Source organism: Candidatus Tokpelaia sp. (assembly GCF_008636115.1).
GTDB lineage: Bacteria > Pseudomonadota > Alphaproteobacteria > Rhizobiales > Rhizobiaceae > QLZD01.
Genome location: NZ_QLZD01000013.1, coordinates 131,204 through 146,522 on the forward strand (window position 1 = coordinate 131,204; position 15,319 = coordinate 146,522).

Annotated in this window: 16 protein-coding genes; 7 read left to right on the top strand and 9 right to left on the bottom strand. The window is 51.3% G+C overall.

Features of this window, described 5'->3' with window-relative positions; all coding sequences use genetic code 11:
* The first annotated feature begins 118 nt into the window (after positions 1-118).
* Positions 119-664 carry a DUF2948 family protein gene (locus tag DPQ22_RS01250; protein WP_150212764.1) on the top strand — a complete coding sequence of 182 codons (546 nt, stop codon included), beginning with the start codon at positions 119-121 and terminating at the stop codon, positions 662-664.
* A 20-nt stretch (positions 665-684) separates the two neighbouring features.
* Here DPQ22_RS01250 and DPQ22_RS01255 read toward each other — a convergent pair whose 3' ends face one another.
* The 4 genes from DPQ22_RS01255 to DPQ22_RS01270 all read right to left on the bottom strand — a co-directional run bounded on the left by DPQ22_RS01255 (position 685) and on the right by DPQ22_RS01270 (position 4,705).
* Complete coding sequence (locus DPQ22_RS01255; protein ID WP_150212765.1) at positions 685-1,830, bottom strand: restriction endonuclease; 1,146 nt, start codon at positions 1,828-1,830, stop codon at positions 685-687.
* On the bottom strand, positions 1,827-2,717 hold the full coding sequence (yhdJ, locus tag DPQ22_RS01260; RefSeq protein WP_150212766.1) for an adenine-specific DNA-methyltransferase: 891 nt from the start codon (positions 2,715-2,717) through the stop codon (positions 1,827-1,829). Before yhdJ ends, DPQ22_RS01255 begins: the two co-directional genes overlap by 4 nt.
* 225 nt (positions 2,718-2,942) lie before the next feature.
* Positions 2,943-3,860, bottom strand: a complete 918-nt coding sequence (locus tag DPQ22_RS01265; protein WP_150212767.1) for a rhodanese-related sulfurtransferase — start codon at positions 3,858-3,860, stop codon at positions 2,943-2,945.
* Positions 3,861-3,901: 41 nt separating this feature from the next.
* Positions 3,902-4,705 carry a ferredoxin--NADP reductase gene (locus DPQ22_RS01270; RefSeq protein WP_150212768.1) on the bottom strand — a complete coding sequence of 268 codons (804 nt, stop codon included), beginning with the start codon at positions 4,703-4,705 and terminating at the stop codon, positions 3,902-3,904.
* 174 nt (positions 4,706-4,879) lie between these two features.
* Between DPQ22_RS01270 and DPQ22_RS01275 the strand changes: the two genes are divergently transcribed.
* The 4 genes from DPQ22_RS01275 (at position 4,880) to DPQ22_RS01290 (ending at position 9,276) form a co-directional block, all read left to right on the top strand.
* Positions 4,880-6,313, top strand: a complete 1,434-nt coding sequence (locus DPQ22_RS01275) for a phosphomannomutase (protein WP_150212810.1) — start codon at positions 4,880-4,882, stop codon at positions 6,311-6,313.
* Positions 6,314-6,430: 117 nt separating this feature from the next.
* Complete coding sequence (locus DPQ22_RS01280) at positions 6,431-8,230, top strand: ABC transporter ATP-binding protein (RefSeq protein WP_150212769.1); 1,800 nt, start codon at positions 6,431-6,433, stop codon at positions 8,228-8,230.
* A gap of 441 nt (positions 8,231-8,671) precedes the next feature.
* Positions 8,672-8,896, top strand: a complete 225-nt coding sequence (locus tag DPQ22_RS01285) for a hypothetical protein (protein ID WP_150212770.1) — start codon at positions 8,672-8,674, stop codon at positions 8,894-8,896.
* A gap of 149 nt (positions 8,897-9,045) precedes the next feature.
* Complete coding sequence (locus DPQ22_RS01290) at positions 9,046-9,276, top strand: hypothetical protein (protein ID WP_150212771.1); 231 nt, start codon at positions 9,046-9,048, stop codon at positions 9,274-9,276.
* Here DPQ22_RS01290 and DPQ22_RS01295 read toward each other — a convergent pair.
* The 5 genes from DPQ22_RS01295 to ruvC form a co-directional block, all read right to left on the bottom strand.
* Positions 9,265-9,729, bottom strand: a complete 465-nt coding sequence (locus DPQ22_RS01295) for a YbgC/FadM family acyl-CoA thioesterase (protein WP_150212772.1) — start codon at positions 9,727-9,729, stop codon at positions 9,265-9,267. The genes DPQ22_RS01290 and DPQ22_RS01295 overlap by 12 nt on opposite strands.
* A 15-nt stretch (positions 9,730-9,744) precedes the next feature.
* Entirely contained in the window at positions 9,745-10,698 is a 954-nt protein-coding gene (locus tag DPQ22_RS01300) for a HEPN domain-containing protein (RefSeq protein WP_150212773.1), read from the bottom strand.
* 58 nt (positions 10,699-10,756) lie between these two features.
* Complete coding sequence (ruvB, locus tag DPQ22_RS01305) at positions 10,757-11,851, bottom strand: Holliday junction branch migration DNA helicase RuvB (RefSeq protein WP_150212774.1); 1,095 nt, start codon at positions 11,849-11,851, stop codon at positions 10,757-10,759.
* Between the two features lie 68 nt (positions 11,852-11,919).
* The gene (ruvA, locus tag DPQ22_RS01310) at positions 11,920-12,543 is read right to left on the bottom strand and encodes a Holliday junction branch migration protein RuvA (protein WP_150212775.1); all 624 of its coding nucleotides are present in this window, start codon (positions 12,541-12,543) and stop codon (positions 11,920-11,922) included.
* A gap of 251 nt (positions 12,544-12,794) precedes the next feature.
* The gene (ruvC, locus tag DPQ22_RS01315) at positions 12,795-13,304 is read right to left on the bottom strand and encodes a crossover junction endodeoxyribonuclease RuvC (RefSeq protein WP_150212776.1); all 510 of its coding nucleotides are present in this window, start codon (positions 13,302-13,304) and stop codon (positions 12,795-12,797) included.
* Positions 13,305-13,640: 336 nt separating this feature from the next.
* Here ruvC and ubiA point away from each other — a divergent pair, with 336 nt between their 5' ends.
* Together ubiA and DPQ22_RS01325 are read left to right on the top strand one after the other, a co-directional pair.
* Entirely contained in the window at positions 13,641-14,657 is a 1,017-nt protein-coding gene (gene ubiA, locus DPQ22_RS01320) for a 4-hydroxybenzoate octaprenyltransferase (RefSeq protein ID WP_150212777.1), read from the top strand.
* 172 nt (positions 14,658-14,829) lie between these two features.
* Complete coding sequence (locus DPQ22_RS01325; RefSeq protein WP_150212778.1) at positions 14,830-15,306, top strand: RT0821/Lpp0805 family surface protein; 477 nt, start codon at positions 14,830-14,832, stop codon at positions 15,304-15,306.
* Positions 15,307-15,319 lie beyond the last annotated feature (13 nt).

Here is a 15,319-nt window from a genome sequence, read left to right on the forward strand (position 1 = left end):
TATATTGGCCATGCCGGCAAAAGGCTGAAATAAACTTTAAAAATTCCGGTTGCAAAAGCCGCAAAATCAGGCGTCCGGTTTTTATAGGCCAAAGCCTGCGGTAACAGGGAGCAGAGCAATGTTAAAACTGATGGCGCTTGATGAAGAAGATTTGGGGATTTTATCTTTTCATTTGCATAATGCGCGCCTCTATGGGCGCGATATGCTGCGCCAAATGCGGGAGCAAAGTTTTTTGCTGGCCATGCACCGCTTTAATTGGGAAGCAGCCTTGGCTGGAACAGCAATAGCAGGCGCAGAAAAAGCAGCTCCAGGCAGGAAAAGCGGCAAAATTTTGCCGGCAGGCACAGATCTGCCGGCAAAGGCAAAACAAACGGCGAAAAAAGCCGGAAAAACTGCGCCGAAAGCACAAGGCACAGCGGCGGATACAGTAAAAACAGCGCAGGAAATACCGGCTATTTTGCAATTTGATCATGTGCTGGCCGTGCGCTCATACGGCATTGACCGGCGGCAAAGCGGGCAGGTTTTGTCACTAAAGGGCCTGTGCTTCCGCCCGCAGGCTGCGCCCGGCGGCATTATCACTTTCCTCTTTGCTGAAAAGGCCGGGCTGGAGCTGAAGGTAGAATGTATCGAAGCCCGCCTGCAGGATTTGCCCACTGAGTCGTGACGACAATTTAATTTTCAATACTATTCGCCAACGTAATTGAATTCTACTTTACTCTGAATAGCTATTTCTGCCAGTATCTGCTGTAATAATTCGGGTTGAGTTATACCATTTAAATAGCTTAATAAAGCGGGAACGTTGATTATCTCTTCAATGGAATTCATATAAGAATCAATAACAGTTTTAATTTTGAATTTAGAGATTGCTTTCTTTCTTATAGCCTCTTTTATCTCAGCGCTAGAGAGTTCTGTTTTTACTACAAATGTAATAGGGAAGCGTTGGATCTTATCTATGTCCAAAAAATATTTGGTTGTATCCAACGTCTCCGTAACTTGGAAAAAACGCCCGATTGGTTTCATGACAAAATCAATTCCACCATCATTGGCATTAGTGCGACCAGTTTTATAAAGCACCAGAGCCTTTTCTGTTACAGATTCTCGCTCTTCGCCGATCCATATTGTATCCTCACTATATTTCACTTTAAGCACTGCATAGCTAACAATTTCAAAAATTCTCGCATCAACATTTGGATTTAATTGTTCTTGGATAAAACTGACCGCTAGCTCATTTTCTTTCGTTTCAAGAGTAGACATTTCTTTACATATTTTTATAAAATTTTCAAACGAACTTTTCTTTTGCATTATATATTCATCAATTATTTTGATAATTGAGTGAGCGAGATTAAATTCTATTGTATGCTTATTACCGTGTGGGACAGATATTTTCAATAAATCTTCATGAATCCAATATCGTTGTTTTTCAACATCTCTAATAATAGGGTCTATTTCGCTTATAGGAAAAAACTTTCTAAACTCACTATTCAGACGATGATTCAGAGCATGGTTTTGCAGTTTGGCACCAAATGGAAGCTGCCTCTGTCTCCTAAATAAGTCTATAAATTTTGCTCCTTCATAGACTGAATAGTCTATATCTTTTCTTGTAGCGTATCCTTTATTTATGTAATCTTCAATAAGCACATATAAAGCATAAATATTAGCAAAAGAACCTCTTGCTTTTGATCCTTTGTCAACAGATTTTGTCTTACGATTCAAATAACTTATCAGGGTGCTGCGTTCAAAAATATAATCTGCATTTTCTGCAAATTCCTGAACTAAAATTTGTCGTATAATTGAGGAAAACGGATACTGATTTAACGAATTTTTACTCATGACAGTCCCAAAGAAAATTGCTTTTTATTGTCCGGTATGCCGCTTTTTTTCTTTTGAAAAGATTTATTTAATCGTTTGAGGATCTCCCCTTTATATTCAGTCGCAATATCCAAGCGCCGTAAACCTATTTTTACATAGTCCTCTTGCAGCTCAATATTTATACTTCTTCTACCTAATTTTTGTGCGACAGCACCGGTAGAAAATGTGCCAGAAAACGGGTCTAAAATTAAATCACCCCGATTACTGCTCGCTCTGATAATGCGTTCAAGCAAAATCTCCGGTTTTTGGCTGGGGTGTTCTTCATATTCTGCCATACGATAACGCACTCTTGGCATATACCAAGCATTACCTGGTATTTTGCAATTATTGTATGGAGCCGGAACAGCCTTACGATAATCAATAAGGTTTCTTTTTGCTCCGGTTTTAGCCTCAATCTCAATATCAGAAGCATTAAATGTATATAATTTTGGATTTTTTACCGCAAAAATAATTGGCTCATATAAAGAACCATAATATTTTTTTGCCTGAACACCCGAACTATCATAATGCCAGATAATACGAGATAGAATACTCATTCTTTCTCTTAACCACAAATCAATGTAAGGCATCGCTTGCGTACTGGTCATGACATATAGGGAACCCGTTGGTTTTAATTTTTTAATACACAGATCAAGCCATTTGAAACACCACTCTATATAGCTTTTATCCGTGTCCCATATGTCAGTAAAATTACCAAATTTTTTCCCTAAATTATAAGGCGGGTCGGCGAATACCAAATCAATAGATTCGTCATCAATATCATCAAGCGCTATCAAACAATCAGCGTGGTAAATTTTTGCTCCTTTGTTTTGATATATTTCATATTTTTTATGATGCGTAAAAGCCATGTGAGCGCAGTCCTTAAAATGAACGAATCCTCGTATATCATAGGCTTAATCATCGTTATTGTTCAATATTTAAACTTTAGAAACTATCCATTATTTTTTAGATCAGTTCAAAGAACAAAGCTACTGTCTCTTCTGTGTTTCTGTTCTTATCACTGATCTCTGTCCACTTCTTTATGCTTCAGTTATCAGCGTTTACTTGGTGTGTTGCTCAAGACAGCAACGCTGTTAATGCCCGATATGGGGGGCGGCGCGGCGGCTTTTGGCTAATGCTGTCTGCTTCTGCCGCTCAGCGTAGCGGGCGCGATCGGCGTTGCTATGCTCATTATAGCAGGCGGCGCAGGAAATGCCTTCCTCATAAAGCGGCGATTTTTTATCCTCTGCCGTCAAAGGCCGGCGGCAGGCGCGGCACAGTTCCATCTCGCCCTGCTTAAGCCCGTGCCCCAGCGATACGCGCTCATCAAAAACAAAACATTCCCCCTGCCACAGGCTTTCTTCCGCCGGAATTTCTTCCAGATATTTTAAAATGCCGCCTTGCAGGTGATAGACATTTTCATAGCCCAGTTTTTTGGCATAAGCGGTCGATTTTTCACAGCGAATGCCGCCGGTGCAAAACATGGCAATATTTTTTTTGCCGCGCAGCTCGGCCGCATGGTCTTGCAGCCATTGCGGGAAGTCGCGAAAAGTTTTTATCTCCGGGTCAATCGCGCCGGCAAAACTGCCAATAGCATATTCGTAATCATTGCGCGTATCAATGAGGATTGTGTCTTTATCCTGTATCAGGGCATTCCAGTTTTGCGGCGCGACATAAGTGCCCACGGCCTGCAGCGGGTCAATGCCCGCTACTCCCATAGTGACAATTTCTTTTTTCAGCCGCACTTTCAGGCGGCGAAACGGCATTGCCTGCGCTGTAGAATATTTCAGCTCCGGTGCCTCAAGCCCTTTTTGCGCGGTGATAAAGGCCACAAGGCGGGCAATGCCCTCTTTGGCTCCGGCGACTGTGCCGTTAAGGCCTTCTGCCGCCAGCAGCAGGCTGCCTTTAATACCGGCCTCGCGGCCAAGAGCCAAAAGCGGCGCGCGCAAAGCGCGATAATGCGGCAAAGGCGCAAAACAATAGAGCGCGGCAACGGTAAAATTTTCTGCCATTTCCCTTTTCCCTGTTATTTCCCGGCAGCCTGATCCGGCGCCTAATCAACAAAAGCCTTTTCCACCACAAAAGAGGCGGGGGCATTATTGGCGCCTTCTTCAAGGCCGAAATGACGCGCCATAGCGGCGCAATCTTTCAGCATGGCCTGTGAGCCGCAAATCATCATGCGGTCATTTTCCTTATCGATCGGCGCCAGCCCGGTATCGGCAAAAAAGCGGCCGGAAAGCATAGCCTCAGTAATGCGCCCCATATGCGGCGATTTTTCCCGTGTGGTCATGGGGTAGAAACATAATTTATCGGCAAATTCGCCAATCAGCGGGTCATGCCGCAAATTTTCCAGCAATTCTTTGCCATAGCCGAGTTCCGCTATATTGCGCGTGGTCTGGATAAGAATAATCTGCGCAAATTTTTCATAAATTTCCGGGTCGCGAATCAGGCTGGCAAAAGGGGCAATGCCGGTGCCGGTGGCCAGCAGAAACAAACGCCTGCCGGGAATAAGGGCGTCCAGCACCAGCGTGCCGGTAGCTTTTTTGCGCATCAGCACAGTGTCGCCGGGGCGGATTTTTTGCAAATGCTCGGTCAATGGCCCGCCAGGCACTTTAATCGAGAAAAATTCCAGCTCCTCGTCCCAAAAGGGCGAGGCAATGGAATAAGCGCGGAAAACCGGTTTATCGGCATCAGGCAGGCCAATCATGACAAATTCGCCTGAGCGAAAGCGAAAATTTTCCGGCCTTGTCATGCGGAATTTAAACAGCCTGTCGGTATAATGTTTTACTTCTGTGACCTTTTGGGCAAAAACATTATCCATTTTGGCGGGGTGAGTTTGGTTTTTCGCCGCTATCATCAATAATCCATAGGCTCAAGCAAGAGATTTTACGCAATTTCATTGCCTTGTTTAGCGCAATGCCGGCCTTTTTTCCATATAAAACTGCTTTTCCTTTCTGCTTTAATCGGCTAATTTGGCGGCAGACGCGGTTAAAATAGCAAAAACAGCAGGAATCAAGGAGCAATGGCGGCTATGACAGCAGTGAAATTCGGCACAAGCGGTTTGCGCGGGCGGGTGGAAGATTTGACGAATAGCCTATGCCGCGCCTATATGCGGGCTTTTTTGCAGCATATGGCGCAGGCACATGGCTTGCAGCCGGGGAGCACGGTTTTGGTCGGGCGGGATTTGCGCGCCAGCAGCCCGCGTCTTGCCGCCGCTATTTGTGCTGAAATTGCTGCTGAGGGCTTCCAGGTTGAAAATTGCGGCCTGGTGCCGACCCCGGCGCTGGCTTTGGCCGCGCTTGCCGGAGCAGCGCCGGCGGTGATGGTAACCGGCAGTCATATACCGGAAGATCGCAACGGGCTGAAATTTTATCGCCCGGACGGTGAAATTGACAAGCAGGACGAAACGGCAATATGCGGGCTGCTGCAAACGGCGGCGGATAAAGGGCAAGCGGCGGAGGCTTTGGAAAACCCGGCCTTGCCGCCGGAAAACGGCCGGGCGCGCCAGGCCTATATTAAACGGGCGCTTGATTTTTTGCCGCCGCAGGCTTTGCGCGGGCTGCATATTGGCATTTATCAGCATAGTTCAGTGGCGCGCGATATATTGGCCGATATTATGACAGGTTTGGGGGCAGAAACTACCGTTTTGCACCGGGCGGAAAAATTTATTGCCGTCGATACGGAAGCCCTGCGCGAGGAAGATCGCCGCTTTGCCCATAATGCCGCTGCCGAATACCGGTTAGACGCGCTTGTCTCGACGGACGGCGATGGTGACCGGCCGCTGATAGCCGATGAAAAAGGTGAATTTCTGCCTGGTGATAGTATCGGCATTTTGACCGCCTGGTTTTTGCAGGCCGATAGTGTGGCCACACCGGTAACCACCACTACGGTGCTGGAAAAAAGCGGGTTTTTCCCCCATATTTACCGCTGCCGGGTTGGCTCTCCCTTTGTGCTGGCGGCCATGAAGGCGGCAAAAGAAGCCGGCGGGCGCTTGATTGTCGGCTTTGAGGCCAATGGCGGCGTGCTGCTGGGCAGCCCGGTGCCGCTGCCGGGGGGGCGGGTGCTGGCGGCCTTGCCCACGCGTGACGCGGTTTTGCCGATTTTAAGCCTGCTGGCGCTGGCGCGGCAGCGAAATCTGCCGCTAGGTGGCTTGCAGGCGCTGCTGCCGGCGCGTTTTACCGCGGCCGATCGCTTGCAAAATTACCCGCCTGAGGCCGCGGCGGTGCTGCTGGCGCAACTGGCGGCAACGGCACCGGGTGCGCATTTGGCCGGTGTGTCGGGCAAACTGGTTGCGCGCGATACGGTAGACGGTGTGCGTCTGAGTTTTGACAATGGCGATATTCTGCATTTTCGCAGCTCCGGCAATGCGCCGGAATTGCGCTGTTACAGTGAGGCGGCGAGCCAGGCTGAGGCAGCGGCTTTAGTGCAGGCCGGGCTGGCTCTTGCGGCACAAGCCGCGGCGTAATGCCGGCGCATTGCCGGTGCGGGCTTGTATTGCGCAACTATTCGCCCTAAAATAAACGAAGCGTCAGGCGGCAGATCGGGGAAAGCCGGTATAATCGAGGCAGGAAAACCAGCAATAATGGCCAGAAAAGTAAAAGAACACATCAAGATTACGGCCAGGGACAAAGCGCTGATTGTCCGCCTGCTGCGGGAGAACTTCCGCAAGCACGCTTTGCTGTATCTGGGTGCCATGATCAGTATGCTGTTTATTGCCGCCAGCACCTCGGCCAGCGCCTGGGTAATGAAAGATGTGGTGGAAGCAACTCTGCGCGGCCATGATTTTCAGATGATTTTATTTATTGCCGGGGCAGTGGCGGTTATTTTTATCACCAAAGGTTTTTCGTCTTTTTTCCAGTCCTTTTTCCTGACCCGGGCGGGCAATAGCATTGTTTCCGAACAGCAGCGCAAAATTTATGCCCGGCTGATGCAGCAGGGGGTTGGCTTTTACCAGAAAAATGCCTCTTCCGATCTGTTATTGCGGGTCACGCAAAATGCCAATTCCGCCCGCTCGATTATTGATACGGTGGTCACCACTTTTGTGCGTGATTTATTTTCCGTGTCCGGGCTGCTGCTGGTTATGCTGGTGCAAAATTTCCGCCTGACCATTGTGGCTTTAATGCTTGGCCCGGTGGCTTTTCTCGGTGTGCGGATAATTTTACAACGCGTGCGCGGCTTAATGGCGAAAGAATTAAGCTCGCTGGCTGATATTATTAAAGTCATGCAGGAAACGACCATTGGTATTCGCGTGATCAAGGCGTTTTCGCTGGAAGATCGCATGCAGCAGCGCATGAATAAGGCAATTACCGATGTGCAGCGCCGCGCCAACAGCATTGCCACGCTGGAGGCAGCCACCGGCCCGGTAATGGAAACTCTGGCCGGGCTGGCCATTGCCACAGTTATTGTTTTTTCCGGCTATATGGCCTCGCAGCAAAAGGGAGTGGAAGCCCAGCTTATGGCCTTTATCACTGCTTTGCTGCTGGCTTATGAACCGGCCAAAAGGCTGGCTAATGTGCGGGTGAAAATTGAATCCGGCATGATTGGCGTGCGCATGATGTTTGAGCTGATTGATGTGCCGCTAAGCCTGCAGGAAAGCAAAAATGCCGAGCCGCTGGCTTGCCCGCGCGGGGTGATTCGTTTTAACAATGTCGGCTTTGCCTATATTGACGACCGCTATGTGCTGAAAAATATCAATCTCACTTTTCCCGCCGGCAAAATGACTGCTTTGGTCGGCCCTTCCGGTTCCGGCAAATCGACCATGATCAATTTGATGATGCGCCTTTATGATCCGAAAGAAGGGTTTATCGATATTGACGGGCAGGATATAAAAAATGTCACTTTCCAAAGCCTGCGCGATCATTTGTCTTATGTCGGTCAGGATACTTTTTTGTTTGAAGGCTCAGTCTATGACAATATTGCCATGGGCCGGGCCGGGGCGACAGAAGAAGAAGTGAGAGCGGCGGCTGTTTCTGCCAATGCGCATGAATTTATCGAAAAATTGCCGCAAGGCTATCAAACCAATGTCGGCGATAATGGCGGCAATCTTTCCGGCGGGCAAAAACAGCGCCTTTCCATTGCCCGCGCTATGTTGCGCAACAGTAAAATCCTGATTCTGGACGAAGCGACCAGCGCTCTTGATGCGCAGTCGGAAGCTCTTATCCGCGATGCGCTGGACAGGCTGACCAAAGGGCGGACAACTATTGTTATTGCTCATCGCCTGTCCACTATTGCCAATGCCGATAAAATTGTGGTGATGAAAGAAGGCGATATTTGGGAAGAAGGCACGGAAGAAGAGCTGCTGGCCATTGATGACGGGCTTTATCGGGAATTATATGAGCTGCAATTCCAGAACAGCCGGCAGGCGCTGGAAAATATGTCCTGAAATCGCTATGCGCGGCAGGGAAGAGGAACCGCGCCGTTTGGTCAGGTCGCGGTAAAACGCGGCTTATAGCGCCGAAGAGGGGGGCGGGATTTCTCTGCGGCTTGATAAAAGGGTGCCTTTAAGCGGCCGCGCTTTGTTTGTTTTAGCGGCGGGGCTTCTGCTCTATCCGCCGCGGCAGTGCGCGGGCGCTGCTTGCGCCGGTAAAGCTGCCGCAAGTGCCGGTGCGGCCGGGAAGGCAGCATAGGGGGTGCCGTTTTGGCGCGGGGGCGGCCGGCGTTTGATGGGCGGCGCGGCACAAAGCCGCGCTGTCTGCTCCGGCGAGAGGGAATCCGGCAAAGGCATGAGACAGCAGGGCTGCGCCTTGCCCCCGCCCGGTTTAATTCTGTGCGCCGGCCGGTTTAAAATCCTGTCCGCTATTTGTGCAGGAAATGAAGGGGAAATATGTTCCCGAATTTTTATATAAAGCAGATTAAAGAGCAAATTCGGCGTGTTGGGCTTGCGGAAACCTGCCGCCGCCTTGCCGGCAAGCGCGACAGAGCGGCGGCAAATGCCGCCAAAGCCGGGGATTATGAGCGGAGAGTCTATTACAGCGGCTGGGCAGTGCGGCATGAAGCCATGCTGGAAGAGCTGGAAAGAGGAAAATTTACGCTGGAAATGGGGCGGTAAAGAGTTGAAATTGCTAATCTTCTTGCTGCCGCGCCGGCAATAGTCGCCGTACCGGCCAACTGGCTTACTCTTATGAGCATAATGCTATATATTTTCTGTGCCGCGCCGGCTCAGCTCCGCTGCGGCTGCCGGTTCTGCGGCTATGGGCAATGGGGCGGCGTTCGGCTGTTCTGAGTTTCAGGCGCGCATGGGCGAAGAAAGCAGCCGACAGGCGAGTGGAGCGGCAAATGGGGGTGGCAATGCTATTGTCCACCGGCGCCAAAGGGGGTAAGCCGCCTCTCACTGTTACCGGCGGCCGGCAATATATTGCCGATAGCCGGCAGGTTGCGGTTCATAAGGGCGGGCAGCTTTGCCCGGCGCCTGGTCTTTCAATCGAATAAAGCCCGCCAATTATCGGGGATACGGCGCGGCCGGCCTGTTCGGCTGATAAGCGCCAGACAGCAAGTGCCGTCAGTCAGCAGGGTTTCGCCTCTGAATATGCGCTGGCGGATAAAAAAGCGTGCCCCGGTTAATTTTTCTATTGCAGTTTCCACCAGCAGCAGATTGTCAATATAGGCCGGCACCTTGAACTCCAGATTTAATTTGCTCACGGCGAATAAAACCGGCTCCGGCACAGGTGCGGCTGCATTTGCTGCTGCCGCGGCGGCTTCAGCAGCAATTTTTTGCAAAAGGCCGAAGGCGCGCAAAGCCTCAGTGCGGCCGCGTTCCATAAATTCAACATAGCGGCCGTGGTACACTATGCCGGAAAAATCTGTATCGGCATAATAAATGCGAATGGGCAAATAATGCGCCTTGCCTTTAATAAAACCGCCATGCGGCAGAGTGTTTTCCATTATATTTCCCCAATATTATCTGCCGCCTTCCGCTCCGGTCTCGCGCAAAGGCGCCTCACAAATTCGCCGAACCCGTTCCTGCAAATTTTCAATGCGGCTAAACAGCCATTGTAACTGCAAAGCGGTGATTTTATAATGCGGTGAATAACGCGCCTCAACATAAGCGCGGCGCAACAGCTCAAAACAGCGCTTATAGGCGCGCTTGTCCTGCGGCCAGCTCGAAGCAAGCTCCGGCGCCAGCGCATTGGTCATTGAGCGCAATTTACGCAAATTATGCAGCTTGGGGCTGTAAAGCGTTAGTGTTAATAGCAGGCAATGATAAATGCTTTCCGTGGCTTGATGGGCTTCAAAAGCCGCTTTCCGCATAGCGGCATTCATTTTGCCTTTTGATCGGCCAAAAGAAAATTTTGCAAGCTCCAGACATTCTAAAGACAAATCATAATATTGGTCAAAATATTTCTGCGCCTCTTCATATTGTTGCTTTTCTGTCATATTGCCGGGCGTGGCCAGCCGGTAGCCCGGTTCAGCATAAAGCTCTATGCCGTCCCGCAAAATATCGAGAAAGAAAGGCCGGCCGATTTTAAGCTGGGCATTCACATCATAATAGCTATGGACAATAAACTCGACCGGCACGTTTATCCGCTTGAGCACCAGCTCTTCGCGCAGCAAAACCCCTTCCACATGATACCAGTTTTCCGGTGCTGCCGCTTCCTTATTATTGACGATAATCAGCAAATCATAATCGGAATTATAGCCGCTTTTGCGATCCATCACCTGCTTGCCGCGGGCATAAGAGCCAAACAGAATAATTTTTAAAATCCGGCCGCGGCGTAAAGCTTGATTCGCTTGCGGCAGTTTTGCCGGCTGGAAATTCTCAAGCAGCAGCTTGACGACATAGGCCAGCTCCCGCCGCCGGCGCGGCGGCAAATGGCGCAAACGCTCTTCCAGTGCATTTTCATCAATCATCATAGTCTGTTGTAAAACCGGCAGGAGATACAGGCAAGATAATGTGCGGACTTATGCAAAATTATTTGCCGCCGGCACCGGTTTTGCCGGCCGGTGCCAAAACATTATCGATAAAATCGGCCTGCGCCGGCGGCTCCGGCGCGGCCTGCGGCAGTGTGTTTTGCGGGGCCGGCAGCCCCAAATGGCGGAAAGCTTTGGCGGTTAACAGCCGCCCGCGCGGGGTGCGGTTGATAAAGCCCTGCTGGATTAAAAACGGCTCAATAATATCTTCTACAGCATCGCGCGGCTCGGCCAGAGCGGCAGCGATTGTCTCGACCCCTACCGGGCCGCCGTTAAAATTTTCAGCAATCAGGTGCAAATAGCGCCTGTCCAGCCTGTCCAGCCCCAGCCGGTCTACTTCCAGCCGGGTGAGCGATTCATCAGCCAAAGCATGGTTAATCTCCACCGCGCCGGCAACATGAACAAAATCGCGCACCCGGCGCAACAGCCGCCCGGCAATGCGCGGTGTGCCGCGAGCACGGGCGGCAATTTCCCGCGCGCCGGCGGCAGTAATCGGCATATGCAGCAGGCGGGCATTGCGATGCACAATTTGCTCCAGCTCTGCCGCAGTATAAAATTGCAGCCGCACCGGAATGCCAAAACGGTCACGCAGCGGATTAGTGAGCAGCCCCAGCCGGGTTGTTGCCGCGACCAGAGTAAAGGGTTTTAAATCCACTTTGACGGAGCGCGCCCCCACGCCTTCGCCGATAATGAGATCGAGTGAAAAATCTTCCATAGCCGGGTAGAGAATTTCTTCTACTGTCGGGTTAAGGCGGTGGATTTCGTCAATAAACAGCACATCATTAGCTTGCAGATTGGTTAAAATCGCCGCCAGATCACCGGCTTTGGCCAAAATCGGGCCGGAAGTGGCGTGAAAATTCACCCCCATTTCCCGTGCCATAATTTGTGCCAAAGTAGTTTTGCCCAAGCCCGGCGGGCCGGCAAACAACACGTGATCCAGCGCTTCCTGCCGGCTCCTTGCCGCCTGAATAAAAACAGCAAGATTGGCGCGCGCCTGCTCCTGGCCGATAAAATCGTCCAGGTTTTGCGGCCGCAAGGCAGGCTCACTATCGCGCTCCTGCTTTTCTGCCGAAATGAGACGCTCTGCCTCCATTATTCTGCCTTATTGCTACTGCTTGTGCCCGGTGCCGGTGCGTATAGCCCGGCCTTTCTGCCTTTATTATGTCAGTGTTTGGCCAATATTTGCAAGCCCAGCCTGATCAGCCCGGCCGTATCGGCCTTGGCCCCCTCGGCGCTTTTGGCGGCTTTAGCAATAGCGCGGCCGGCTTCATCAGCTTTATAGCCCAGATTGGCCAAAGCGGAAACAGCGTCCAGCGCTTTGCTGCCGGCCAAGGGCGCCGCTCCGTTTTTTGTCCCTGCCGCCGGGGCAATGCTAATATTGGCCGGCGCCGGGGCTTTATTATGCAATTCCGTAATCAAACGCTCCGCCACTTTTTTGCCCACGCCGGGGGCGCGGCAAATAGCGGCCGTGTCACGCAGAGCCAGGGCCTGCGCCAGCTCATCAGAGCTTAAACTGCCCAAAATAGCCAAAGCCAATTTTGCCCCCACGCCCTGCACATTTTGCAACAGGCGGAACCAGGCGCGCTCGGCGGTGCCGATAAAGCCGAAAAGTTTTATCACATCTTCCCGCATTTGCGTTTCAATAAACAGGCTGAGCTTTTGCCCGCGCTCCGGCAGGCTTTGCGCGGTTTTGCCGCTGATAAACACGACATAGCCCACGCCCTGCACATCAAGCAAAATCTGCCCTTCGGCGATTTCATCTATTATGCCGGTTAATTTGCCAATCATGGTTTACCGCTCGATTGTGCAGGGTTTTCCCCTGCCGGTTGCCTTTCGCCAAAGCCTGTTTGTCTTTATTGGCGCGTTTGTCCCGGTGCCAGGCTTTTGCGGCAACAGGCTTGCACATCAAGCAAAATCTGCCCTTCGGTGATTTCATCTATTATGCCGGTTAATTTGCCAATCATGGTTTACCGCCCGATTGTGCAGGGTTTCCCCTGCCGGTTGCCTTTCGCCAAAGCCTGTATCGTGTCATAGCGCTATTACGGCCGGCGCGCAAGAATATTGCCCTGCCGATTATGTGCATGGCAAACGGCAATAGCCAGCGCATCGGCCGCATCGGGCGAATCATATTCCGCTTTCGGCATTAAAGTTTTAATCATAAGCTGAATTTGCGTTTTTTCACCATGGCCAACCCCGATAACCGCCTTTTTTACCGCATTGGGGGCATATTCCGCCACCGGCAGGCCAAAACGCGCCGGCACCAGCAAAGCAATGCCGCGCGCCTGCCCCAATTTCAAAGTAGCGCCGGCATCTTTATTGACAAAACTATGCTCTACTGCCGCCTCCTGCGGCTGAAATTGCTCCATGATTGCGGTCAGGCCGTCATAAAGCCGGCACAGCCTTACTGCCAAAGCGGTTTTATTGTCAGAGCGCACTGTGCCGGCGGCGATAAAGCGCAGCGCATTGCCCTGTTTTTCCAGCACGCCCCAGCCCATATTGCGCAGGCCGGGGTCAATGCCGATAATCCTTAAACTATGCTGCTCCGGCATGGCACCTCCGCGCAAATGGGTTATTTTTTGCTTATTCCTGACCGAAAAATCGTGTCAAACTTGTGCCAACGGCAAATCGCGATGCAAAATTTTTCGGGAATAAGCATATTGCGCAGGCCGGGGTCAATACCGATAATTCTTAAACTGTGCTGCTCCGGCATAATTTCTGTTTCCTGAAAACGGTAAAAGCACTGCTCTTGCTGCCGGCCGCTGATTTTATCGCTCAGCCGGCTGGGCAAATTGCCCTAAAAAGATTAAAACAGCTTAAAGGGGTAAAGCAGCAAAAGCAAATCCGGCCGGCAATCGGGGCAAAAGATGAGGCGAAAAGAGTTGATAATGGCAAAAACAGAGGCTTCCGACTTGCAGTCCGGCTATTGGCTTTATCGCTTTTTGCCGCCTAAAGCTGCGGCCTATGCCCAATTAGCGCGGCTGGATCGGCCGATTGGCTGGCAATTATTATTCTGGCCATGTATTTGGGGGCTGGTGCTGGCTTTTTATGCCCAAAATCTGTTTTTGCTGCAATCTGCTTTTCCTGTCTGGCCGGCAGCGGATTTTTTGCCTGTTGCTATTGCGCATTATCACGCCTTTTCGCCGCCCGGTTTTTTGCTGTTTACTGCCTTGTTGTTTTTAATCGGCGCGGTGGTCATGCGCGGTGCCGGCTGTACTTATAACGATATTGTCGATCATAAAATTGATGCACAAGTGGCGCGCACCAAAACGCGGCCGCTGCCCTCCGGCCGGGTCAGCCGCGGAGAAGCTCTGGCCTTTATGCTGGTGCAAAGCCTGCTGGGGCTGCTGGTGCTGTTGCAACTGCCGCTTAAAGCGGTGCTGCTGGGATTATGTTCGCTGTTTATTGTCGCGCTTTATCCTTTTGTCAAACGCATTTCGCATTGGCCGCAAGCTGTGCTGGGCTTAAGTTTTAACTGGGGCGCTCTGCTTGGTTTTGCTGCTATTGCGCAGGCCGTGTCATGGCCGAGCCTGCTGCTTTATGGCGGCGCTGTCTGCTGGACAATCGGCTATGATACAATTTATGCCCATCAGGACAGGGAAGATGATGCCCTTATCGGCGTGCATTCTACGGCGCGGCTGTTTGGGGCGCAAACCCGGGCGGCCTTGCTGGTTTTTTATATTCTGGCGGCAGCCGGGCTTGCCGGTGCTTTTTGGCTGGCCGGCGCCGGTCTGTGGGCTTTTGCCGGTATTGCTGCCGCTGCCGCCTGCCTGTTATGGCAGATAAGGCGTTTTGATATGAATAATGCCGCTTTATGTCTGAAGCTTTTTAAAAGCAATAATCTGGTGGGGTTGCTGGTGGCTTTGCCCGCCTGTATCGGGCTTGTTTGCGGCCGGATTTGTTAATTTATTGTTAACTTTGTTTTTCATCTCCTTGCCGCTGCCGCCTGCCGGTTATGATCTGTTAAGTTTTTCGCCTTCATAGTGCTGCCTGACATAAACTATATGCAGGGAGTATTGCCGGGTAATGTGCCGCCTCAATTCAGGGCGGAATCTGTTTTGCCCGGCACAGTAAAAAATGAAAAAAGCAGCTTTTTCTGTCGTGCCGGCGTGCAACAGCGGTAACTTCTCCGGCCTCGTGCCGGCTTTAGCTTTAATCTGCCTGATTTTGCCCGCCTGTGTTGTCCGCGAGGGCGGCGGGGAGAAACTGGCCGCCGCCACAGTGGATAACAGCCTGATTACCGGCTCAATCAAGCGCAGCGCGCCCGCGCCGGTTGACCCGCAATCTGCGCCGGATAATGCGGTGATTTTAGCAAAATTTGTCACGCTGGAGCAGCAAAACGGGCACCGGAAAAGCCTGGCCTGGGAAAATACTGCCACGGGCAGCCGCGGTATAATTTCTGCCCTTGGACAGCCGGGCAAAGGCAAAGCTGCCGGAACCTGCCGCCTGTTCCAGACCACGCGCGAATCTTTTGACGGTATTGGCCTTTATAAAGGAGAAGCCTGCCGCTATGGGCGGCAGCCATGGGTATTGAGCTTTTTGCGGGAAGAATGAGGCCGCTTATTTG